The organism is Flavobacterium sp., from assembly GCF_017744675.1.
Taxonomy (GTDB): Bacteria; Bacteroidota; Bacteroidia; order Flavobacteriales; family Flavobacteriaceae; genus Flavobacterium.
This window is the reverse complement of record NZ_JAGIAV010000003.1, coordinates 255651-280629: the sequence shown is the minus strand read 5'-3', so window position 1 is coordinate 280629 and position 24979 is coordinate 255651. Positions and strand designations below refer to the sequence as shown.

19 protein-coding genes are annotated in these 24979 nt (G+C 37.0%); 14 read left to right on the top strand and 5 right to left on the bottom strand.

The window, feature by feature from the left end; translation table 11 throughout:
• The first annotated feature begins 478 nt into the window (after positions 1-478).
• The 9 genes from J7574_RS09970 (at position 479) to J7574_RS09930 (ending at position 16520) form a co-directional block, all read left to right on the top strand.
• On the top strand, positions 479-1360 hold the full coding sequence (locus tag J7574_RS09970; protein ID WP_290967571.1) for an inositol oxygenase family protein: 882 nt from the start codon (positions 479-481) through the stop codon (positions 1358-1360).
• Between the two features lie 189 nt (positions 1361-1549).
• Positions 1550-4690 (top strand): glycoside hydrolase family 2 TIM barrel-domain containing protein, encoded by a 3141-nt coding sequence (locus J7574_RS09965; protein WP_290967568.1) that lies wholly within the window; start codon positions 1550-1552, stop codon positions 4688-4690.
• A gap of 177 nt (positions 4691-4867) precedes the next feature.
• On the top strand, positions 4868-6010 hold the full coding sequence (locus J7574_RS09960) for a DUF5009 domain-containing protein (RefSeq protein WP_290967566.1): 1143 nt from the start codon (positions 4868-4870) through the stop codon (positions 6008-6010).
• Between the two features lie 56 nt (positions 6011-6066).
• Positions 6067-7704, top strand: coding sequence for a sodium/sugar symporter (locus tag J7574_RS09955; protein ID WP_290967564.1), 1638 nt, complete (start codon positions 6067-6069; stop codon positions 7702-7704).
• Between the two features lie 209 nt (positions 7705-7913).
• Positions 7914-9443, top strand: coding sequence for a glycosyl hydrolase family 28 protein (locus J7574_RS09950; protein WP_290967562.1), 1530 nt, complete (start codon positions 7914-7916; stop codon positions 9441-9443).
• A 198-nt stretch (positions 9444-9641) separates the two neighbouring features.
• Positions 9642-11081: a glycosyl hydrolase family 28 protein gene (locus tag J7574_RS09945; protein WP_290967561.1), complete on the top strand. Its 1440-nt coding sequence runs from the start codon at positions 9642-9644 to the stop codon at positions 11079-11081.
• Between the two features lie 102 nt (positions 11082-11183).
• Positions 11184-13163: an alpha-L-arabinofuranosidase C-terminal domain-containing protein gene (locus J7574_RS09940; protein ID WP_290967560.1), complete on the top strand. Its 1980-nt coding sequence runs from the start codon at positions 11184-11186 to the stop codon at positions 13161-13163.
• A gap of 43 nt (positions 13164-13206) precedes the next feature.
• Positions 13207-15678, top strand: coding sequence for a glycoside hydrolase family 95 protein (locus tag J7574_RS09935; protein WP_290967557.1), 2472 nt, complete (start codon positions 13207-13209; stop codon positions 15676-15678).
• 398 nt (positions 15679-16076) lie between these two features.
• Positions 16077-16520, top strand: coding sequence for a response regulator (locus J7574_RS09930; protein WP_290967555.1), 444 nt, complete (start codon positions 16077-16079; stop codon positions 16518-16520).
• Positions 16521-16559: 39 nt separating this feature from the next.
• Here J7574_RS09930 and J7574_RS09925 read toward each other — a convergent pair whose 3' ends face one another.
• The 5 genes from J7574_RS09925 to J7574_RS09905 form a co-directional block, all read right to left on the bottom strand.
• On the bottom strand, positions 16560-16859 hold the full coding sequence (locus J7574_RS09925) for a hypothetical protein (protein ID WP_290967553.1): 300 nt from the start codon (positions 16857-16859) through the stop codon (positions 16560-16562).
• A 272-nt stretch (positions 16860-17131) separates the two neighbouring features.
• Positions 17132-17731 (bottom strand): ferritin-like domain-containing protein, encoded by a 600-nt coding sequence (locus J7574_RS09920; RefSeq protein ID WP_290967551.1) that lies wholly within the window; start codon positions 17729-17731, stop codon positions 17132-17134.
• Between the two features lie 17 nt (positions 17732-17748).
• The gene (locus tag J7574_RS09915) at positions 17749-19893 is read right to left on the bottom strand and encodes a catalase (RefSeq protein WP_290967549.1); all 2145 of its coding nucleotides are present in this window, start codon (positions 19891-19893) and stop codon (positions 17749-17751) included.
• 274 nt (positions 19894-20167) lie between these two features.
• A complete protein-coding gene (locus J7574_RS09910) occupies positions 20168-20980 on the bottom strand; it encodes a ferritin-like domain-containing protein (RefSeq protein ID WP_290967547.1) in 813 nt (270 codons plus the stop codon).
• Between the two features lie 24 nt (positions 20981-21004).
• Positions 21005-21751 (bottom strand): ferritin-like domain-containing protein, encoded by a 747-nt coding sequence (locus tag J7574_RS09905; RefSeq protein WP_290967545.1) that lies wholly within the window; start codon positions 21749-21751, stop codon positions 21005-21007.
• Between the two features lie 219 nt (positions 21752-21970).
• Here J7574_RS09905 and J7574_RS09900 point away from each other — a divergent pair, with 219 nt between their 5' ends.
• From J7574_RS09900 to J7574_RS09880, 5 genes are all read left to right on the top strand, one after another.
• A complete protein-coding gene (locus J7574_RS09900; protein ID WP_290967543.1) occupies positions 21971-22789 on the top strand; it encodes a helix-turn-helix domain-containing protein in 819 nt (272 codons plus the stop codon).
• Positions 22790-22861: 72 nt separating this feature from the next.
• Positions 22862-23452, top strand: coding sequence for an NAD(P)H-dependent oxidoreductase (locus J7574_RS09895; protein WP_290967541.1), 591 nt, complete (start codon positions 22862-22864; stop codon positions 23450-23452).
• A complete protein-coding gene (locus J7574_RS09890) occupies positions 23449-24039 on the top strand; it encodes a DUF2652 domain-containing protein (protein WP_290967539.1) in 591 nt (196 codons plus the stop codon). Before J7574_RS09895 ends, J7574_RS09890 begins: the two co-directional genes overlap by 4 nt.
• A gap of 37 nt (positions 24040-24076) precedes the next feature.
• Positions 24077-24226, top strand: coding sequence for a hypothetical protein (locus J7574_RS09885; protein WP_290967537.1), 150 nt, complete (start codon positions 24077-24079; stop codon positions 24224-24226).
• Between the two features lie 254 nt (positions 24227-24480).
• Positions 24481-24933 carry an Hsp20/alpha crystallin family protein gene (locus J7574_RS09880; RefSeq protein WP_290967535.1) on the top strand — a complete coding sequence of 151 codons (453 nt, stop codon included), beginning with the start codon at positions 24481-24483 and terminating at the stop codon, positions 24931-24933.
• Positions 24934-24979 lie beyond the last annotated feature (46 nt).

Below are 24979 nucleotides of genomic sequence, written 5' to 3'. Positions count from 1 at the left end.
TTCACGAATTTTTTTTGCTCAGTAGATTGGATCTTTTTCTCCTAAATTGCACGAATTTCTACAAATAAATTAGTTTTGATTACTTTATCATTCCTACGAAAGAGAATTAAAGCACGAAGTAAATCTCTGCAAGTTGCTCCACAAAAATTTTAATTCTAATATTTAAAAACATAGCCCAAGGTTTCAACCTTGGGTACGCAATCCATTTTCATTAATGTATAATTTGTAAAAATTGGTGTAATTCGAAGTAAATATTCTCTACGAGTAAATGAAAATTCGTGAATTCGTGGCTAAAAAAAAACAAAGCCCAACATTCAAAAATCTAAATAGCAATCCTACAGAACAAAGCCTTTTTATATGTTTTTAAGGTAGAAATCCTATAAAAACCGAAATTATCCATGTTTTTGATGTATTAATCCATTTTGAACGGAGTATGTAATTCTACTTTTGTCTTATAACATTATAACTATTTAGCATTATGAAAAAGCATATAGACACAGATAATCCGTTGAAAAATTTAGATGAGTGGGAAGATGATTTGCTAATGCGATATCCTGATCCTTCTGAAGAAAATGTAAAAGAAAAGCAGAAAGAAGAATTCAGGAATTATGTCGATTCAGAAAGAGTAGAAACAGTTAAGGAATTTTATAGAATAAACCATACGTATCAGACCTATGATTTTGTATGCAGCAAAGAACAAGAATTTCTACAGTTCAATAGAAAAGAAATGTCAATTTGGGAAGCGGTTGATTTTTTGAACACACTTGTAGACGACAGCGATCCAGATATTGACTTAGATCAGACACAGCATCTTTTGCAGACTTCAGAAGCCATTCGTGCAGACGGTCACCCAGATTGGTTTGTTCTAACGGGTTTTATCCATGATTTAGGTAAAGTTTTATGCCTTTTTGGAGAACCGCAATGGGCAGTTGTTGGCGATACATTTCCAGTTGGATGCGCGTATTCGGATAAAATTGTGTACCCAGAATTCTTTAAAGAAAACCCTGATTACACAGATCCAAGATTCAATACCAAATTCGGAATCTACACCGAAAATTGCGGACTTGATAATGTAAAAATGAGCTGGGGACACGATGAATATCTCTATCAGATTATGAAAGACTATCTGCCAGAACCAGCCTTGTACATGATTCGTTACCATTCCTTTTATTCGCAGCATAAAGAAAATGCGTATGCACATTTAATGAATGAAAAAGATATTGAAATGTTTGATTGGGTTAGAAAGTTCAATCCGTATGATTTGTACACAAAAGCTCCCGTTAAGCCAGATGTAAAAGCTTTGCTTCCTTACTACAAAGAATTAGTTGCTAAATATTTGCCTGAAAAATTAAAGTTTTAAAAGGTTCAAATAGACACATACAAACATAGTTTTTTCTTTTAAGGGCAAAAGATTTATTAAGAGAAACTAGTTCCCCACACATGACTATGTGTTTTTGAAATAAGTGAAACGCCTTTCAGATAAAGAAAAACTATGTTTCTATGTGTTTAAAAAAAAATAATTTCCAGCTATCTAAACAACCAAAAACAAATGCAAAAAACCAAAACTAAAATACTTTTATTAAGCCTGCTTGTACTTTGCGGTGCGGCTGTTTTGGCTCAAGAAAAAGACCGTAACGATTGGGAAAATCCCGAAGTGTTTCAAATAAATAGAGAACCTGCAAGAGCAGCTTTTCTTCCTTATGCAGACGAAACTTCGGCAATTATCGATAAGTATGAAAACTCCCCTTGGTATTTTTCTTTAAATGGCAAATGGAAATTTTCATGGTCGCCAACACCAGACGAGCGCCCAAAGGATTTTTACAAAACAGATTTTAGCACCTTGCATTGGAAAGAACTTCAGGTACCTTCTAATTGGGAACTTAATGGATATGGTGTGCCAATTTACACAAACATTACCTATCCTTTCGAAAAAAATCCACCTTTTATCAATCATTGGGATAATCCTGTTGGTTCTTATAAAAAAGATTTTGTGCTGCCTGAAAACTGGAAAAACCGATATGTTTTTCTTCATTTTGAAGCGGGAACAGCGGCAATGTACATTTGGGTGAATGGTGAAAAAGTCGGTTATACTGAAAACACCAAAAGTCCGGCGGAATTTGATATTTCGAAATATTTAAAACCGGGAAAAAATGATTTAGCCGTAGAAGTGTATAGATGGAGCGATGGTTCTTACTTGGAAGATCAGGACATGTGGAGGCTTTCTGGAATTGATAGAAATGTGTATTTATACAGTACAGATAAGGTTAGAATTTCAGACTTTTTTGCAAGACCCGATTTAGATGCGAAATACAAAAACGGAAGCCTGAATGTAGAGGTAAGTTTAAAAAACCTGACTTCAACTTCGGTTAACAATCAAAAATTGGTTGCCAAATTAATTGATGCTTCTGGGAAAAATGTATTCGTAAAAGAACTGAATGTCAATTTAGAAGCTTCGAAAATTCAGACTTTAAATTTCTCTCAAAATATATCAAATCCAAAATTATGGAGCAGTGAAGCGCCTAATTTATACACGTTGGTTCTGACTTTAAAAAATGCAAAAGGAGATAGTATAGAAACCGTTGGCACACAAATCGGATTTAGAAAAGTCGAATTAAAAGGTGGGCAATTATTGGTAAACGGTGTTCGATTAATGGTTCACGGAGTTAATATTCACGAACATAATCCTGTAACAGGACATTATCAGGATGAAGCTACAATGCTGAAAGACATCAAAATGATGAAACAGCTTAATATCAATTCTGTTCGTTGCAGTCATTATCCGAACAATATTTTATGGGTGAAATTATGCAATAAATACGGTTTGTTTTTGGTGGATGAAGCCAATATTGAAAGTCATGGAATGGGAGTGGAAGGACAGCCTCTAAAGTGGATGAATCCAAAAACAAATCCTGGTTATCTTCCAGAATGGAGAGAAGCGCATTTGGACCGAATTTACAGTCTTGTTGAAAGAGATAAAAATATGCCATCGGTAATTATTTGGTCTTTAGGCAATGAAAGTGCGAACGGACCTGTTTTTCATGATGCCTATAAATGGATCAAAAAAAGAGATGTTAGCAGACTGGTTCAATTTGAGCAGGCAAAAGAAAATGAAAACACAGATATCGTATGTCCGATGTACCCTACGATAGATTACATGAAAGAGTATGCGGCAAGAAAAGAAGTAACCCGTCCATTCATTATGTGTGAGTATTCGCATGCGATGGGAAACAGCAGCGGAAACTTTCAGGAATATTGGGACATCATTCGCGGAAGCAAAAATATGCAAGGTGGATTTATCTGGGATTGGGTAGACCAAGGATTTGAAAGAACAGATGAAGCAGGCAGAAAATACTGGTCTTACGGCGGTGATATGGGAAGCCAGAATTACCTAAACGACGAAAATTTCTGCCATAACGGATTGGTTTATCCAGATAGAACCCCGCATCAAGGAGCTTTTGAAGTGAAAAAAGTCTATCAGAATATTTTGTTCAAAGCAGTTGATATCAAAAACGGAGTAATTGAAATTAATAACGATTTTGGTTTTACAAATCTGAATAAGTACAATTTTAGGTATGAAGTTTTAGAAAACGGAAAAGTAATTAAGGAAGGAACTTTTAATGTCGCTTTAGATCCGAAATTTAAAAAACAGTTTAAAATTGATTTGCCAAAATTAGAATCAAAAGAAGGAACAGAATATTTGCTGAATGTTTTTGCTAATACCAAAACTGGTTCAGAATTATTGCCTCAGAACTTCGAAATTGCAAAAGAACAATTTGTGATTGAAGACGGAAAGTATTTTGCTAAATCTGAAAAAAGAAACTCGGTAAAAGTTCAAGATGAAAAAGACCAATTTGTTTTGACCTCAGAAAATGTTACGGTTAACATCAGTAAGAAAACGGGACTGATTTCGTACTACAGTTTAAAAGGCGAGCTATACTTTACAGAATATCCTGAACCTAATTTCTGGAGAGCGCCAACCGATAATGATATTGGAAACAAAATGCAGATTAGAACGAATGTCTGGAGAACGGCTGGAAAAAATACATCATTAGTAAGTATTGAGCAGACAGAAGAAAACGGACAGCAATATATTGTGGCGAAATTAAAACTGAACGATGTTGCTTCAGACTATACGATTAAATATGCATTGGCAAATGAAGGCGCTTTAGAGATTCAGGCTTTTTATAAAAAAGGAAATAATCCAGTGCCAGAACTGCCACGCTTCGGAATGATTTTCACTTTAAAAAATACATTAGAGAATCTGGATTATTACGGAAGAGGACCTTTAGAAAATTATCCAGATAGGAAAACTTCATCCTTCAAAGGAATTTATACTAGTAAAGTTGCAGACCAATATGTGCCTTATACACGCCCGCAGGAAAATGGATATAAGACTGATATACGCTGGTTTAAATTGTCAAGCAATAAAGGAAATGGCTTGGAAATAAAAGGTCTGCAGCCTTTATGTATGAGTACTTTGAATAATTATCCGAGTGATTTTGATGGTGGAATTTCTAAAAAGAATCTTCATTCTAGCGACATCACTCCAAGAGAAGAAGTGGTGGTTTGTGTAGACTTGACACAGCGAGGCTTAGGAGGCGACAACAGCTGGGGATTACCGCCTCACGAACAATATCGATTAACCGAAAGCGAATACAGCTACGGATTTATCATTAAACCAATTTTTTAAAAAGTGACCAGTAGACGGGTTTTTAGTATCCAGTGTTCAGATTATTAGTATTCAGTTAATACTGATAACAAAAAGAATTGAACACGATAAAATCAAAACTGATTGCCAAAAAACCTGAACACTGATTACTATCTATAACTGACCACTAAAAAAAACTGACCACTGAACACTATAAAAATGAATAACCCTACAAACGGAAGATTAATTTCTTTAGATGCGCTGCGCGGATTTGTGATGTTTTGGATTATGAGCGGTGAACACATTATTCATGCTCTGGCCAAAGCAGCTCCAATTCCTGTTTTTATCTGGATGTCATCGCAATTGCATCATGCGGAATGGAATGGCATTACATTCTATGATATGATTTTTCCTGTGTTTTTGTTTGTTGCAGGCGTTTCCATGCCGTTTTCTTTCGAGAAGAAAATGAGTCTGGCAGGAGTGCTAACGCCACAAGAATTGCCTGTAAGCGAAAAACGAAAAATATACCTTTCCATGTTAAGAAGAACTGGTATTTTGCTGGTTTTAGGCTTTATCGTAAATGGATTATTGCGCTTTGACGGATTCGACCATACCCGTTTTGCGAGTGTTTTAGGCAGAATCGGACTCGCTTGGTTTTTTGCGGGAATCATTTATTTGAATTTTGATCTCAAAAAACAGTTCATTTGGTTTTTAGCCATTTTGATTGGTTATTATGCAGCCATGAAATGGATTCCGGTTCCTGAGTTTGGAGCAGGAGTTTTAACCAAAGAAGGATCGTTAGAAAGTTATATCGATCGCCTGCTTTTACCAGGAAGACTGCACAGCACTGTTTATGATCCAGAAGGAATATTTTCGACTCTTCCGGCGATTTCTACAGCTTTGCTTGGAGTTTTTACAGGAACATTTTTAAAAGCAAAAAATCAGTTTTCGATAAGTGCAAAATTGATTTTGATGACTTTAACGGCTATTTTATTAATTATTGCGGGTCTGATTTGGGATATTGATTTTCCTATTAACAAACATTTATGGACAAGTTCTTTTGTCTGTTTTGTTGGCGGATTCAGTATTTTATTTTTTGTCTTTTTCTATGTGATTATCGATTTGTCTGGTTTTCACAAATGGGCATTCCCATTGATTTTAATTGGCTCAAATTCGATTCTAATTTATATGGCAGCCGAAGGTTCTGTAGATTTCAAACACACCGCAGATTACTTTTTTGGCGGAATTATACACTATCTGCCAATCGTCTGGCAGCCTGTATTTGTTGCGCTATCAGTAACCGTCGTCCAGCTTCTTTTGCTTTATTTTCTTTATAAAAAGAAATGGTTTCTTAAGATTTGATGACCTTCAAATTTTAAAATACATTTTACTATCTAACCAAACAATAACCGCACATTATGAATGTATTACAAACCGCAGATTACATTGTATTCTTTATTTACTTTATCATAGTCACAGCCTATGGAATGTACATTTACAGAACCAAAAAAACTGCAGCAACGAGTTCTAAAGAATATTTTTTAGCTGAAGGTTCGCTTACTTGGTGGGCCATTGGTGCTTCGTTAATTGCTTCCAATATTTCAGCAGAACATTTTATCGGGATGAGCGGTTCTGGTTTTGCCATCGGATTGGCAATTGCTTCTTACGAATGGATGTCTGCAGCCACGTTGATTCTTGTGGCCATGTTTATTTTGCCGATTTATCTAAAGAATAAAATATTCACCATGCCACAGTTTCTTGCCAAACGATACAGCGGTACCGTGAGTGCCATTATGGCGATTATCTGGCTTTTAATTTATGTATTTGTTAATCTTACTTCAATCATCTATTTAGGCGCTTTAGCCATTTCTTCTATCGCGCCCATAAGCTTTCAGTTTTGTGTAATCGGATTGAGTTTGTTTGCTGTAATCGTGACTTTGGGCGGTATGAAAGTAATTGGATATACAGACATGTTTCAGGTAATTGTTTTAATTCTGGGAGGTCTCGTAACAACTTATCTCGCCTTGACATTGTTATCAGATCAGTTTGGTTTTGGAAAAGACATCTTAAAAGGACTAGCTGTAATTGCTGATGAAGCGCCTGGGCATTTGCATATGATTTTAGAAAAATCCAATCCGCATTATAATGAATTGCCAGGAATGTCGGTTTTGGTAGGCGGAATGTTAATTAATAATTTAGCGTATTGGGGATGCAATCAATACATTGTTCAGAGAGCGTTAGGAGCAGATTTAAAAACAGCTCGTAAAGGGATTTTATTTGCCGCTTTTCTAAAATTATTAGTTCCAATTATTGCCGTTTTACCGGGTATTGCCATGTTTGTAATGCACGAAAACGGAATGTTTCAGCAGGAAATGGTCGATGCAGCAGGAGTTTTAAAACCAGATCAGGCCTATCCGACTTTAATGAATTTGCTTCCTGCGGGATTAAAAGGAGTCGCTTTAGCTGCTTTGACAGCAGCAATTGTTGCTTCTTTGGCAGGAAAAGCCAATAGCATTTCGACTATTTTTTCTTTAGATATTTATAAAAAATATTTCAATTCTCAGGCATCCGAAAAAAAACTGGTTCGTACCGGAAGATGGTGTGTTGTGGTTTGTATGATTATCGCGGCCTTTGTGGCGCCAGCATTAAAATCATTAGATCAGGCTTATCAGTTTATTCAGGAATATGTGGGATTCTTTTCACCAGGAGTTTTAGCAATTTTCTTGTTGGGAATGTTTTGGAAAAAAACGACTCCAGCGGCTGGATTGGCAGGAGCATTGCTCACAGTGCCTATTGCAGCGATTTTGAAATTTCTGCCAATGTGGACAGAAGGTGCGTTTCCTGATTATCCGTTCCTAGACAGAATGACTATTGTTTTCTTTATTATTGTATTGATAATGGTAGCCATAAGTCTAGCCAAACCAGTATCTGAACAGGAAGCTGAAATTCATAAAATAGAAGTCGATACATCAATGTATAAAGTGTCGTCAGGGTTTATAGTCGGTTCTTTTATCATTAGTGGAATTTTAGTGGCTTTGTATACTGTTTTCTGGTAAGATTTTGGTGTTGCCACAAAGTCGCGAAGTCGCTAAGTTTTATGAATAAATGAAAAAGCTTGAAAGATTGCTCGCAGAGTCGCAAAGCCGCCAAGTTTTATTGAAAGATCAAGTTTAAAAAGAAAAGCTTTGCGTTTCTGCGACTTTGCGAGAATAAATAAAAAGCTTAGTGCCTTCGCGACTTTGTGGCAAAAAAAAATAAAAAAAATATGAAAAGGAAATCTATAATCACGATACTTATTTTCTGTATTTCTTTAACCGTTTCGGCGCAAAAAGCTTTTGATATTAAAAAGTATGGTGCTGTTGGAGATGGCAAAACCTTAAATACAAAAGCGATCCAGAAAGCAATTGATGCCGCAAATAAAAACAAAGGCGGAAGAGTTGTTTTTTCTAAAGGAACATATCTCTCTGGAAGTATTGTTTTGAAAAATGATGTGGAATTGTTTTTTGAAGAAGGCGCCACTTTATTAGGGAGCACCAATCCAGACGATTATCCCAAATATGAAGGAATAAGAGCTTTTATTATTGCGTTTGAAGCTAAAAATATTGCAGTATCGGGAAATGGGATTATAGACGGACAAGGAAGAGAACTGGCATTAGCAATCGATTCGCTGCATCACACGGGAGTACGCATTGATCCGAAATATAATTACAAAAGAATGCGCCCAGAAGATGGCAGAGGAAAACTGATTTCGTTTGTAAAGTGCGATTCAATTACCATGACTCAAATTACCTTGAAGAATAGCCCAGGATGGACGCAATGCTTCAGAGAATGCAAAAATATTGTTATTGATTTTATGAAAGTGGAAAGCAGAGCGTACTGGAACAATGACGGAATTGATCTTGACGGTTGCGAAAATGCCCGAATTACCAATTGCAATATAAACACTGCCGATGACGGAATCTGTCTGAAATCGGAAGTGCCGGGACTGCACAATAATAATATTTACATCGGTAATTGCACGATAAGATCTAGTGCCAATGCAGTCAAATTTGGAACAGGTTCTTACGGCAGTTTCAAAAATGTAACCATTGAAAATATTAAGGTTTTTGACACATTCAGATCGGCAGTTGCGATTGAATCTGTCGATGGTGCAGACATTGAAAACATCAAAGTTTCAGATATTACGGCTGTAAATACAGGAAATGCGATATTGATTCGTCTCGGGCATAGAAATGGAGATAAAGCAGGATCTATCAAAAATGTATCTATAAAAAACGTAAAAGTGCAAGTTCCTTTTGGACGTCCAGATATCGATTACGACATGAGAGGCCCAGAAGTCGATTATTTCCATAATTCGTTTCCGTCTTCTATTGCTGGAATTCCGGGACATTTAATAGAAAATGTGACCTTAGAAAATATTGAAATCATATATCCGGGAAGAGCATCAAAAGGAATGGCTTACCATCCTTTAAGCCGATTGAAAGACGTCAAAGAAAATATAAACGGCTATCCTGAATTTAATATGTTTGGTGAACTGCCGTCATGGGGATTTTATGTGCGCCACGTCGATGGAATAGAAATGAAGAACATAAAACTGATTTTGGATAAGGAAGATTTTCGTCCCGCTTTTGTTTTTGATGATGTCAAAAATCTGACGATGAATGCAATTGATATTCCTTCGGATAAAGTCAGTCAAATTGTTTTTAAGGATGTTATAGGAAGCAATTTGGACAGCGAAGCTGCAAAAAGAAAAATAGAACCAGAACAAAATAAATTTGAATTGCCAGCGCATTAAAAGTTAGCCACAAAGACACTAAGACGCAAAGTTTATTGAAAAAACAAAGAAAAAGCCTAGCGACTCTGAGACTTTGCGAGATTAAAGATAAAAGCTTGAAAAATTGCTCGCAAAGTCGCAGAGTCGCAAAATTTAATAAAAAATAAGAAAAAAAACTTAGAGCCTTTGAGCCTTTGTGGCAATAAAAAAACAAAAAATATGAAAAAGAAATCGATCATCACGTTGCTAATTTTCTGCCTTTCGTTAACCGTTTCGGCACAAAAGATTTACGATGTCAAAAAATACGGAGCAAAAGGAGACGGAAAGACCAACGATGCAGCGGCTATTCAAAAAGCAATTGACGCGTGCAGCAAAACAGGCGGAAGAGTTTTAATTCCAGCTCCTTTTACCTTTTTAGCAGGACCAATTGACGTCAAATCAAAAGTCGATTTACATATTGAAGCTGGAGCAAAATTATTGGCAAGTCCAGATGAAAAATTGTACACGAAGAGTGCTTTCAGAACCAATCCGGGCGAAGGGACAATTTGGATTGGAGGAGAAAATGTTGAGGATTTTACCATTAGCGGAAGCGGAAAAATAGACGGAAACGGAATTTCTTTTATGGGAGAAGAACAAGAAGATGCATATGTTCTAAAACCATTTAATGTTCTAGATCCAAGACCCCATGTTTTGACAATTATAGGAGGAAAAAATATTAGAATACATGATGTGCATATCGGAAACTCGGCTTATTGGACAGTTCATTTAGTAGGATGTAACGATGTTGTAATCAGCGGCATTACTTTATTAAACAGCTTGAAAGTCCGAAATAGCGATGGAATCGATTTGGATCATTCTAAAAACGTGCGAATTAGCGATTGTTATATTGAAAGTGGTGACGATTGCATCTGTCTGAAAAATAGGAGAGAATTTGAAGAATTTGGAGCCTGCGAAAATATTACCGTAACCAATTGCACGATGACCAGCAGTAGCTGCGCCATTAAAATTGGTTCAGAAAATATGGATGCCATCAGACAAGTCGTTTTCAACAATTGCATCATTAAAAATAGCAACCGCGCTTTAGGAATTCAAAACAGAGACGAAGGCACAGTAAGCGATGTAATCTTTTCTAATATCATTATCGAAAGCAAATTGAATACCGATACCTGGTGGGGAAAAGCAGAACCTATTTATGTAACCGCTTTTAGAAGAGCCAAAATAAACCATAAAGATGCCAACTGGCGTTTTCCAAAAGGAGCGACAGAAGGCAAAGTAGGCGAAATTAAAAATATTTATTTCTCCAATATTCAATGTACAGGAGAAAACGGTGTCTTTGTAAGCGGTGAATCGAAAGATAAAATTAAGAATATTGTGTTTGATAATGTGAGTGTTTTTATAGATAAAACAACTTCTTTTCCTGGCGGATTTTACGACAGACGTCCTGCCAATGTGGAAGGTTTTGTACAGGGAAGTACCTCCGGTTTCTATTTTGATTCAGCTGAAAGCATTAAGGTTCAGAATTGTACGGTAGAATGGGGAAAAACCAAACCCGATTATTTTAAACATGCAGTTGAAAGTAAAAATGTTGATGAATTAAAAGTTGTTAATTTAGACGGAGAAGCCGCTTTTCCAGACAAGTATGATCCAGTTAAGAAGTAATTTATTCTAGAAAAAAAATAAGTGTAAAAATTACAATAAAAAGGCGCTTTAAAAAGATTAATTGATAAATTGCAGTTATATTCTCAATATAAAAACAATACAATGAAAAGAAATTTAATTTCAACATTATTCATCGGAGGTTTGCTATTTAGCAGTATTTATGTAAATGCTCAAAAAGCGACTTTGGAAGTTGATGCTTCAAAATCAATTACAAAAATTCAGCCGACTATGTTCGGTTTGTTTTTTGAAGACATCAATTTTGCTGCAGATGGAGGACTATACGCCGAAATGATTAAAAACCGATCTTTTGAATTTGAAAAACCTTTAATGGGATGGGAGCAACCCAATAGTGACAGATCTTCTATGAATAAAGAATCTGGAATTGCGCTTCCTATTAAATTATCAAAAGACAATACCAATTTTTGTAGAGTTGAAATAAATAACGACAAAGGATATGTTTTAATAAATGAAGGTTTCCGTGGAATGGGAGTGAAGAAAGATGCAAAGTACAATCTTTCTTTGAAAGCGTCCAACCCTAATGGAGAAATCAAAAAAATTATTTTTCAGTTAATAAATAAGGATAAAAAAGTAATTGGAGAAACGAGCATTATTCCAAATTCGGTACAATGGGCAAATTATACCGCGCAAATTGTAGGGACTCAAACAGAGGCAAAAGCCAAATTAAAAATAACGTTTGAAGGAAAAGGAACTATTGATCTAGATATGATTTCGCTATTCCCAGAAGATACTTGGAAGAATAGAAAAAACGGACTAAGAAAAGATCTTGTGCAGCTGCTGTATGATGTGAAACCAGGTTTTTTACGTTTTCCAGGAGGCTGTATTGTAGAAGGAAGAACACTTTCTGATCGTTATCAGTGGAAAAAATCGGTTGGAAATGTCGAAGATAGAAAGACGATGATGAACCGTTGGAATGTCGAATTCAACCACAAACTAACTCCAGATTACTTTCAAAGTTTCGGATTAGGATTTTACGAATATTTCCAGCTTTCAGAAGATATTGGTGCAGAACCGCTGCCAATTTTAAGTTGTGGAATGGCTTGCCAGTACAACACAGGAGAACTCGCTCCATTAAACGAATTGGATCCGTATGTGCAGGACGCTTTAGATTTGATCGAATTTGCGAATGGCGCTGTTACTACAACTTGGGGAAAAGTCCGTTCAGATATGGGACATCCGCAACCGTTTAATTTAAAATATATCGGAGTTGGAAACGAGCAGTGGGGACCTGATTACATAGACCGTTACAAAGTTTTTGAAAAAGCAATCAAAGCAAAGTATCCGAATATCATTATCGTATCGGGAAGCGGACCTTCGCCAGACGGAGAACATTTTGATTATGCGATGGAAGAACTTAAAAAGTTAAATGCAGATTTGGTAGACGAGCATTACTATAGAAGTCCGCAATGGTTTAGAGAAAATGCAGGGCGTTATGACAAATACGATCGAAAAGGGCCGAAAATATTTGCGGGTGAGTATGCTGCGCAAAGTATTTCGGGAGCGAATCCGAATAATAGAAACAATTGGGAATGTGCTTTTTCTGAAGCGGCTTTTATGACAGGTTTGGAAAGAAATGCCGAAGTCGTGCAACTTACTTCTTACGCACCATTGATGGCGCATGAAGACGCTTGGCAGTGGACACCAGATATGATTTGGTTTAATAACCTTCAATCTTATGGTTCGGCAAATTATTATGTGCAGCAATTGTTTTCTACTAATAAAGGAACCGATCTGTTAAACATCACTCAAGACGGAAAAGCCTTAATCGGACAACATAATTTATATGCATCGGCAGTAAAAGACGCGAGCAGTAAAGAAATTATTGTGAAATTGGTCAATACTGCGGCTTCAAGCCAAGAGGTTAGCATCGATTTGAAAGGAGCAAAATTGGGATCAAAAGGAACTATTATTAGACTGGCAAGTGCAAATTTGCAAGATGAAAATACTTTTGCAGAACCTAAAAAAATTACGCCAAAACAGAGCGAATATAAAGTTACGAAAGGAAGCCAACAATTGAATCTTCCTGCTTATTCGATAACGGTTTTAAAGCTGAAAACGCTTTAACAACAGTTTGTATCTGCTATTCATTCTAATAAAATTAAAATTCATGCTATATCATTCTTTTAAAAAAAGTATTTTTCTGTTCGTTGCATTAGCGGGAATTTCTGTTTCTGCACAACAAGATTTAAAACTGCAATACAAGCAGCCCGCAGTTGAATGGACAGAAGCACTGCCTATAGGAAATGGTACGCTTGGTGCAATGGTTTTTGGGAGAGTGGATGCTGAGTTAATTCAGTTGAATGAAGCTACGTTATGGAGTGGAGGACCAGTTCAGAAAAATGTAAATCCAGATGCGTTCAAAAATCTGGCTTTAATTAGAGAAGCGCTTCAAAATGAAGATTTTGAAAAAGCCAATGTTTTGACTAAAAATATGCAGGGGCCTTATAGCGAGAGTTTTATGCCTTTGGGAGATCTTATTTTAAAACAAGAATTTGGCGGACAAAAAGCAGAATCATACAATAGAAGTCTGGATTTGCAAACGGGATTAGCAGTAACCAGTTTTACTGTTAACGGAGTCAATTATAAAAGAGAAATATTTGCTTCGGCACCAGCACAATGTATTGTAATTAAACTTTCGGCAGATCAGCTGAAAAAACTTTCTGTGACGATCGATGCGGCAAGTCTTTTAAAGAATCAGAAAGCAGTACAAAATCAAACATTGGTTTTAAAAGGAAAAGCACCTTCACATTCTGACCCTAATTATATTGATTACAATAAAGAACCTGTTATTTATGAAGATGCGACGGGATGTAGAGGAATGCGTTTTGAATTGATCATTAAATCAGTTGTAAAAGATGGTCAAGTAAGTACTGAAGGAAATAAATTGGTGATTAAAAATGCCACTGAGATTTTACTTTTCGTTTCGGCAGCAACCAGTTTCAACGGATTTGATAAATGTCCCGACAATCAGGGGAAAGACGAGCATAAATTTGCTGAAAGTCCGATTAAAAAGGCTTCGGTCAAAAAATACGCCGATTTATTAAAAGAGCATACCGCTGATTTTCAAAAACTCTTCAATAGAGTTTCATTGCAATTGAACGAAAAAGAAGCCAACAAATCCAATCTTCCTACGGATGTAAGATTAGAGCAATATGCAAAAGGGGAAAAAGATGGCGGACTTGAGGCTTTGTTTTTCCAATTTGGACGTTATTTGTTAATCTCTTCTTCGCGTACGCACAATGCACCAGCCAACTTGCAAGGAATTTGGAACAATAAACTTCGTGCGCCTTGGAGCAGCAATTACACGACCAATATTAATTTGCAAATGAATTACTGGCCTGTAGAATCAGGAAGTCTGTCTGAATTGTTTTTTCCGCTTGACGATTTTATTAAAAATGCTTCGGTAACGGGAGCAGAAACGGCTAAGAGTTATTACCATGCCAATGGCTGGGTTTTGCATCATAACTCTGATATTTGGGCGATGACCAATCCAGTTGGAGATTTTGGAAAAGGAGACCCAATGTGGGCCAATTGGTTTATGGGAGCCAACTGGTTAAGCAGGCATTTATGGGAACACTACGAGTATACTGGCGATATAAACTATTTAAAAAAAGTGTATCCTATCATAAAAGGCGCAGCAGAATTTAGTTTAGAATGGCTTCAAAAAGATAAAAATGGATATCTGGTAACGATGCCTTCTACTTCTCCAGAAAATATATTTTATTACGACGGAAAAAAACAAGGAACTGTAACAACAGCTTCTACAATGGATATCGGAATCATAAAAGATTTATTTGAAAATACCGTAGAAGCATCTAAAGTACTGCAAGTTGATTCAGAATTTAGACAAAAAGTGAATCAGGCGGCAGATCAATTGCTTCCTTTTCAAATTGGGAGCAAAGGGCAATTGCAGGAATGGTATAAAGATTTTGAAGAAGAAGATCCGCACCATAGGCACACTTCTCATTTATACGCTTTACATCCTGCCAATTTAATTTCTCCGTTGTACACTCCAGATCTGGCCGCAGCAGCAAAGAAAACATTGGAACTTCGCGGCGACGATGGAACAGGTTGGAGCTTAGCATGGAAAGTCAATATGTGGGCAAGGCTTTTGGATGGAAATCATGCCTATCAATTATTCAAAAATCAATTGAGACTGACAAAAGACAATGATCCAAAATACAAACGTCAAGGAGGATGTTATCCGAATCTTTTCGATGCGCATCCGCCATTTCAGATTGATGGAAATTTTGCTGGAACTGCTGGAGTAATCGAAATGTTGATGCAAAGTCAGAATAAAGAAATTCATCTGCTTCCTGCCTTGCCAGATTCATGGAAAGATGGTGAAATTAAAGGAATTACAGCAAAAGGCAATTTTACTGTGGATATTAAATGGAATGACGGTAAAATGAGTCAGGCAAAAATTGTGTCTAATATTGGCGGGCGTTGTTCTGTAAGAGCGGTACAGCCATTTGTAATTGAAAAACTGAACATCAAGAGTGAGAAATCATCAATAGGATATACTGCAGTTTTTGAAACAAAAAAAGGAACTTCGTACAACATAGTACCTTTAAAATAAGAATATTGTAAGCCCATTGGGTGAACTTTTTAAAACATAGAAACATAAGTGATTAATTAAGGCGTTTCACTTAGAATAGTACACATATAGCTATGTGTTAAAGCTTGCTTTTTCTATAATCTTAAACAAAAGCAATAAAAATCTATGTTTCTATGTGTTTAACTAAATTTTGTTCCATTTGACAATTATGAACTAAAAACTGTTATTCTTTTGCTAATATTTAATGTATTTCAAATTTGGCGATATTTTTTGTAAATAAATCCGTATGTTTGTAAAAATCAATTCGGTCCGCAGATCGGATTCAATTCTTTACTGATTTTCACTATTGTATGCGATAAGCTGTAGCCGTTGGAAATTCTTAAATTCTTGTTTTTTGCTGCAACCTTAAATTACAAGCCATGACGCAGTACTCCAGAAAAAATATTTATTTAGCAGATGATGATGAAGACGATAGAATTCTTTTTACCGAAGCCGTAGAAGAACTTAATCTGGATGTATCGGTAAGAACTGCTTGTGATGGGCTCGAACTGCTCAGTGCGCTAAAGGAAGGCTCGGGGCCTGCTCCTGAAATGATTTTTCTAGACATTAACATGCCTGGTAAAAGCGGTTTTGAATGCCTTAAAGAAATAAGAAATATATTTGAAGAGCCTACCAAATTGAAGGTGATTATGCTTTCTACAAGCAGCGCTCCAGCAAATATCGAACTTTCTTATGAACTTGGAGCTGACCTATATGCTGTGAAACCTAGCAGTTTTCAAGCTTTAAAAGGCCTTTTGCTAAATATCATGTCAACAGATTGGAACGGCGCCAGAAAAAGCATGGCAGAGTTTCGTATAGCCTAATATCTTTTACAGAACCTTTCTGATAATTTGCAATAAGATTTAAACTTCCTGAGTCTCTTGAGGTTCAACTTCTTGCGACTCTATTTTTTGAGACTCGATTGCTTCAGAGGCTGGAGCTGCTGTGTTTTCTTGAGCAGCGCTGCGTTTAATCAAAAGATAAAAATCTTTCAAATGCCACCATGCGGGACACATCTCTAAGGGACCGTTATAGGTGCGTATACCAGTATAACAGCTTTTCAAAAAAAGCTGCGAGTCTATAATTTTGGCCCATGGTTTCCAGTCCACTTCTTGAGGCGGAGGATTATTTTCAAAATAGCGTTTAATTTCTTCTGGATTCATGCTGCAAAATTAGATAAAAAAGGGAGCTAGCGCAAGTGTTACAGGCTACATAGCGTGTTACTTTTCGGCAGTTGCATAGTATCAAATTCAATTTCAGAGCAGTGCGTCTTGTAATTTTTAGAGAATTATCTTGAAACTTTATAAGAAAGTATGAATTGAACTAAAAATTTGATGGATATGTCTTTTTTAAATCTTAAGAAATAAAAAAAGCATCTGTGCAAAAACACAGATGCTATGAAGCAAATTTTAAATGTAATAAATTAAGTATAGATTTACTCTGCTGCGACGATATTGACAATATTTAAGGCAACATCATTAAGCAGGCAGTCTGCTTCTTTTTCTTCTGCTAGAGTTTGCGTAAGCAGTTTGGCAGCATCATTTTCGCCCAGTGTTTTGGCAAAAGCGGCAAGTGTTCCGTAGGTAGCAATCTCATAATGCTCAATTTTTTGTGATGCTGCAATAATTCCCGCATCTCGTACAGAACCAGGAACAGTTTCCTCAAGAATATTGTCTCCTTCTTTCAGAAGTCCTGCCATAGCCTCGCATTTTTTTCCTTCCGTTTTTTCACCCAATACCCCAAAGATTTCTTCTAGTCGTGCCACTTGGTTTTTTGTTACGGCAAGATGTTCCAGAATAGTCCCTTTAAGACCTGCTGATGAGGCATTCTCTGCCATTTTAGGCAATGCACCAACAAGAGCATTTTCAGCCCAGTAAATGTCCTTTAGTCCATCTACAAAAAGCTCTCTAAGTTCTGCTGCTGCATCTGAAGCTGGTTTTACGATATTAGCAGGAGTGGTGTCTTTAACAGCTTTGGTCTGGCTTGTTTTGGTTTGGCCTGCATTAGTTTGACCTTGTTTTTCTGAATTTTTCATTTTGATATTTTTTTATTTTAATTGTATAGATTTGGTTCTCGCTGCCAGTAGCGGTGAAGCGTCATTGCTGTGATAAATTCTTGAGCAAAAGATTCTGAAGCAGGTTCGCTATTAAGAATCAGTGCAGGATCGTCATTATTGATTTTTGAGGCAAATGGAGTAGCACTGATCACCTGAACGCCATTTCCGTCAGCTCCGATTACTTTACAATGTTTGTACGCATCATTTAAATACTCGATTGCTTCTTCACTTCCTGCAAGAGCAGTTTGATCTAGTCCGTGTGGTACGTAAACCGCATCAAACAAAACAGATGAAGCCGTTAGAAAACTATATTCTGCGCTAAGCGCCGTATCAGCATCAGTAAGAATTGAGCCTAAATGAGGCGCAACCACGACGCCTTTTGCACCTGCTTCTTTCAATGCATTTTTCATTCGCATCACCGAAACCTCAGAAACACCATTGGTGCAAAGGATGGCGATTTTTCGAGATTCGATAGTTGGTGAATTGGTCGGATTGTCTACCATGCTTAACGCTTGTGAAGCATCTGTATGCAAGTCTGTTATCTTAGGTTCTTGCGTACCAGCTTCCTCGGTTTCAGGAGATACTCCTTTGTTTATAGGGGTTTCAAGTACAGGAGGAACTGACGCTCCTAATCCTATAGCTACTTTTTCAGCTAGTTGAGCATCAATCTGAGAAAGAATGCCAAGCATTCGCACTCGTACTGCTGTGGTTTCGACCTTACCAAGTTCAAAGCGCAATGCTTTTACAATATGGCTTTTTTCTTCTGGGGTTTGGCTGTTGAAAAACAGTCTGGCCTGACTGAAGTGATCGGTAAAACTTTTGCTTCTTTCTCTTACTTTGTGTGCTTCAATACGCTCATTAAAACTGGAGAAGCCACCTTCAGCAATTTTAGCTTGGTACGGACATCCTCCTCCCAGTGAGTTTGGATGATAACTTACTCTTCCTTTATTGATTTCTTGACGCATAAACCCATCTCGCTGGTTGTTATGCGTTGGAGCGATGCTTCTGTTAATTGGTATTTCGTGAAAATTAGGTCCCCCTAAACGGATTAGCTGTGTATCGGTATAAGAAAACAGTCTTCCTTGAAGCAAAGGATCGTTGGTAAAATCGATGCCTGGAACCACATGTCCGGGATGGAAAGCAATCTGCTCTGTTTCGGCAAAGAAATTATCAGGATTTTTATTGAGAACCATTCGGCCTACGATTGTAACAGGAATAGTTTCTTCAGGAACAATTTTGGTAGGATCTAGCAGATCAAAGTCGTAATTATGTTCATCTGCCGCAGGAATAATCTGGACGCCAAGTTCCCATTCTGGAAAATGTCCCATTTCGATCGCTTGCCATAAATCTTCCCTATGAAAGTCAGGATTTTTTCCAGAGATTTTCTGTGCTTCATCCCAAGCTACGGCATGAGTGCCTAATTTAGGTTTCCAATGGAATTTTACAAATACAGATTCTTCTTCAGCATTTACAAGCCTGAAAGTATGCACACCAAAACCTTCCATCATTCTATAGCTTCTCGGGATAGCGCGATCAGACATTAGCCACATGATCATATGGGCCGATTCGGGCATTAGTGAAATAAAATCCCAGAAAGTGTCATGCGCAGAAGCGGCTTGTGGCATTTCATTATGAGGTTCGGGTTTTACGGCATGAACTAGATCAGGAAATTTAGAGGCATCTTGTATAAAAAATACGGGAATATTATTTCCTACAAGATCAAAAACGCCTTCCTGGGTGTAGAATTTGACAGCAAATCCTCTTACGTCTCTAGCAAGATCAGTTGAACCTCTTGAGCCCGCTACAGTAGAGAATCGAGCAAATACAGGTGTTTTAAGACCTTTCTCCTGTAGAAATCCAGCTTTGGTAAGTTCTGGAATCGGATTTGTCACCTCAAAAAATCCGTGCGCTCCCGATCCTCGTGCATGTACAACGCGCTCGGGAATTCTCTCATGGTCAAAATGCGTGATTTTTTCTCTCAGGATAAAATCTTCTAGTAGCGAAGGCCCTCTTTCTCCCGCTTTAAGCGAATTATTGTCGTCGTTGATTTTTACCCCTTGATTGGTGGTTAGGGTTTTATTGGTGCCATCCGATTTATTAACCGATAGATCACGCTGTTTATCATCTTGGTAATTTTTCATAGTCATACGTATTTAATTGTATAGTTAAAATGCCGATGAATCATATTGCTACTTTCAGAACAATACAGTTTATGTAGCTAATGCAATAAATTCATCGGATACCAAATTTAATTTTAGACAAGAGAATGCACTTATATAATTAAAATAGAGAGTTTTATAATTGCCATAGAAGGAAAGAGAAGCCTGTTTGATACAGTAGTAAGCAGAATATGAAAACTTATACAAAAAAAAAGCCACCTGATTAGAGGTGGCCAGCATTCTTATTTTGGAATATTTAGACAATAAATATATTAGCAATATCAACGACTTGCTGGGTAGTTAATGGCTCATCATAAGCCTCAGATCCAGCTGCGGCGCCAAAAGCTGTAGCAGTGTTAAATCCAGCTTGGACTGTCATGCCTTCGCCATCATAAACTGCTTGTGTAGCAGAAGGCATTCCGGCACCTCTTTCCGCATTGGAAATCCATCCTTTTAAACTTCTAAGTCTTCTAACTTCTGAAGCATGACGTGCTTCAACCGAATGGATCTGCAAGGCAGCCGTTAATAAATCTGGAGTAGTAATTAAATTGGCAGCTTGTCCTTTATAAGCTCTTACTCCTGTATCTTCAAAAGCCTGTGCTAAAGCTAAAAAGGTAGGGTAATCATGAAAAGGATCAAAAGCACCGCCAACCGTAAAATCAAACGTAGGTTTTGCTACAAAGTTAGCGCTTGCTGTTCCGCCAAGACCTGCAATAAGGAATTTAACATGGGCAGATTCATGAGCAGCTATTTGCTGAAATACCTTTAAATCACGTCCGCCATTCTCTGATGCAGGTATAACTCCTGAGTCCAATGCCATAGAATAAAATTCATTTTCAAGATATTCAAGTGTGAGAGCAAACTGCAATGCTCCAATAGGCGTTGCTGGTGTAGCTGTAATATCTTTGGCAAAAGCTTTGCCCGTTAGAGTCGATAGCCCAAAAGGTATTGAAGCCAGTGCTAGATTTTTGCCAATGTTTGCAAACTGCGAAAAACTGTCTCTTCTCGTTCCAGTGCTATGTATTATTCTCTCATCTGCGAAAGATTCTATAAATTTTAAAATGTTCATAATTTCCAGGTTTTAAGGTTAGCATTAAGGAAGATATTTAGCTGTGAATTTAGTAGTAATAAATCCCGAAGCGACAGGAAGTATTTTTGAAGGATCCTTTGCAACATCCAATCCTGTTGTAATATTTACGATATCATCTCCAGCAAAATCTTTAGAGTTTGGATTGATAAGACTACGAATAGCTGCAGCATGTCTAGCTTCTACCGAAACAATTTTCCCTGCCAAAACCAGATAATCAGCCGTTCTAATCAGTCTTCCTGCTCCGTTATAGGCAGCAACACCAGTATCTTCTAATGCTTTGGCTGTAGCAAGGACTTCTGTGCGACTATTGAAGTTTAAAGAGCCATAATTAAAAGTAAGTTGTGGCAGCAGCTGTGAGGATGGGTTAGGAAGAGCGCCAGTTAAAGCTGCTTTAAAGAAATCTCTGTGAACCACCTCATGGTGATAAAGATCAGTTAGTACTTCACGTTCCAGTGAACTGAATGCGCTGTTAAAACTAGAAGCATTGACTACTTTTGTATAAAAGTCTGCTTCAAGCTGCTCCAAAGCATAGGCATACGTTAGCACGCCAAAATCTCCTGAGCCTAAATCGAAAACACCGTTACGGATTCCAGGAAGTGTATCTTCCTGCATAGGATCGTCATCATTATTGTCACTGCATCCTGCGATAAGAAGACCTGCGGAGGCAACTGCCAAACCGCTGAGCTTCAGAAAACTTCTTCTGCTGTCCAGAGATTCATCCATTCTCTGAATTTTAACTTCGTTTTTCATAATCTAGTATTTATTTAGGTTAATAACACTGGTTTAGTTTTCTGGGTATTTAGGTATTAACGAAATTTTAGCACATGCGGTTTTAAAACGCACTCATTTTTTTTAAAATCCATTTTAGGAGTTGAATGAAATGGAAGTTTAGCATGCACCAATACGGGGGTGATACTTTTATAAAAAGAAACAAAAAGAAATGCTATTTTTTTATAATTTAGCCTTTGTATGAGTGGTAACGATGAAATTTTTAATGGAAGAATTGCTGTTTCTGATGATTTTCAGGAGGTGTTTTCGCATTTTTATTTTGCCGAAAATAATTCGAGTGCAACCCTTACCAAAAAGCTTCTCCCTTCTTATCAGACGATTATGATTTTCAGTTTTGGAGAAAATGCCCTTATACATTTGCCAAACGCCGAAAGCATAAAAGTTGAAAAATGCATTGTATTAGGGCCAATAAAAAAAGCGTTTGATTACTCGCTGCCTTCAGGAAACAGAATTTTGGTTGCCAATTTCAAGGATGATGCTTTTTACCGTTTTTTTGGCCTAGCAGCTATTGCAGAAAATTTTCCTGCTGATCCTAATTCCTTGCTAAGCGAAAACTGTTTTACAGCGCTTTGGCACCAAATCAGCACAATAAAAGAGAAAGAAAAACAGGTGAGCAGTATTCTTGAATTCTGTCGGCCTTATCTGAGGCAACAAAATCCAGTTGCTAAACAGCTTATAGAACTTCAAAATACGTCTTACAATCCTATAAAGAAAGTGGCAGACGATAAAAAACAGAGTGAACGCGCCATACAGCTTACCCATAAAAAACACTTGGGCTATTCTGCCAAAGAGATGAACCGCTACCAGCGTTTTCTTAAAGCGATTGAGATGATACAGGACATAGCATCTAGGGCATCTAAGGATGAATGGTTTGAAATTGTTGACCAGTGCGGTTATTATGATCAGAGCCAGCTTATCAATGATTTCAAGTATTACATGAATCTAACTCCGTCTCAATATCTCAAACTGCAGTGCAGTATATGCAATCCTGTGGGCTGACTTTCGTTTTCTTCCAATTTTATCAGATTTCTTCGGTCTAAATTTGTCCTATCAACTTAAAATTATAGAACAATGAGACATTTAATTATTTATGCCCACCCAAATCCAGAGAGTCTGAACGGAAAGTTTAAAGATGAATTGGCAAAGCATCTGCTGCAAGAAGGTAATGAAGTTATCGTAAGAGATTTATACGAACTTAATTTTAATCCCGTGCTTTCATTGCAAGATATGGATGGGCAGAGAAAAGGACAAGTGGCAGATGATGTAAAATTGGAACAAGAATTTATTAGCTGGGCAGAGCATATTACTTTTATTCATCCTATTTGGTGGACTGGCATGCCCGCTATTATGAAAGGATATATCGATCGTGTATTTAGCTATGGTTTTGCTTACCGTTATGATCAAGGCGTTCAGAAAGGTCTTTTTACAGGAAAACAGGCTACCATCATCAATACACATGGAAAATCTCATCAGGAGTACCACGAAATTGGCATGGACACAGCACTGAAACTCACTTCTGACAAGGGAATCTATAGCTACTGCGGGTTTGAAATAAACCGTCATTTGTTTTTCGATAAGGCAGATCGTGTTACTCCTGAAATAGCTGAATCTTGGACAGATCAGATTTTATCTCTTTATAACTATTCAACTGTTGGGTCATGAGTTTGGCTATAGCACCGCAGGAAATGTTGCGTAGATATCATTATGAGGCTAGCGAAGTAAAAGCAGAGCAGGGGCTTATTCTAATTCCCGATGTAAGCGGTTTTACCAATTTTGTTTCCAGCATATGCATCGAAGCAGGCCGTTATATTGTGCGTGAATTGCTAACAACAATTATTGACAGCAACAGTCTTGGATTGAAAGTTTCTGAAGTGGAAGGGGATGCCGTTCTTTTTTATAAGTTCTGCTGCCCTCCAACTGCAGAGCAGATCATTAAGCAATATGAGGTAATGCTTCGAAATTTTAGAGAGAAATTATTTGCAATAGAAGCTCTTACCAATAGAAAAATGGATTTGTCGCTAAAGTTAATTGCGCATTATGGATCTTTTACAGAATATACTGTAGGCGGGTTTAGCAAACTTTACGGAAATACGGTGGTGCAGTCCCACTGCCTGCTAAAGAATACAATCCAGAGCAATACATATTTGTTGCTTACTGATGATCTCCTAGATTTTGAAGGAACAAAGCAGACCTTTAATTCAGATTCAAACTATGTTTATATTGATTATCAAAATAGAAATCTGGCTTAAAGCGAAAATTAATTAAAAGAACTTAAAACAATAAACAATGAAAAAAACAGCAGAAAAAAATAGAGATACATCTTCTAAAAATATCCTATTGCGTACTAGCTATAAGGTGTTTAAAAAAGCCGTGAAATACAGTTTTTATATTGCCATTCTATATTTTGTCTATCAAGGTTTTATGGATTGGAAATAAGTTTTGCTTTTGAGGGATAGATATTTATGTTATTAAAGCATTGACATGAACCTTAAATCGTGCTTGGGACTTAATTGCCGTATAAATGAGTACAGTCTTTAGTATTAAAACTAAGTTAAAACTGACATTTTTTCGTGATAAAAACTGAAAAAATGTCATTTTTTTGGTCTGGCATAATTTTCGTTTTTTGTCTCATGCACTGCAAAAGCAGTGTACGTTCAAAAATATTGTATAACAATTAAAAGTAAAATGTTATGAATCTTATCAAAAGAAATGCAAGCCAACATCCAGGTTTGCCACGTACGTTTTTTGATGACGTTTTTGGCCGAGAGCTTTTCAATTGGGAAAACAAAAATTTTTCTACAACAAGCACCACCCTGCCATCGGTAAACATCAAAGAAACTGCAGACCATTATGAAGTAGAAGTTGCTGCTCCAGGTCTGGACAAGAATGATTTTAAAGTAACTCTCGATGGAAATTTACTGACAATTTCTTCAGAAAAGGAAAATCAACAAACCATCGAGCAGGAGAATTTTACACGCAGGGAATTCAGTTACCAATCTTTCCAGAGAAGTTTTGAGCTGCCTAAAAATGTGGTGGACGAAGATAAAATCAGTGCACGTTATGTAAGCGGCATTCTTTATCTGTCTATACCTAAAAAGGAAGAAGCAAAACAGAAACCTCCTAGAATGATTGAAATCGCTTAATTTCTAATCTGCTATTTTACCTTTTTTATTTTAAAGCTGTCCTCTC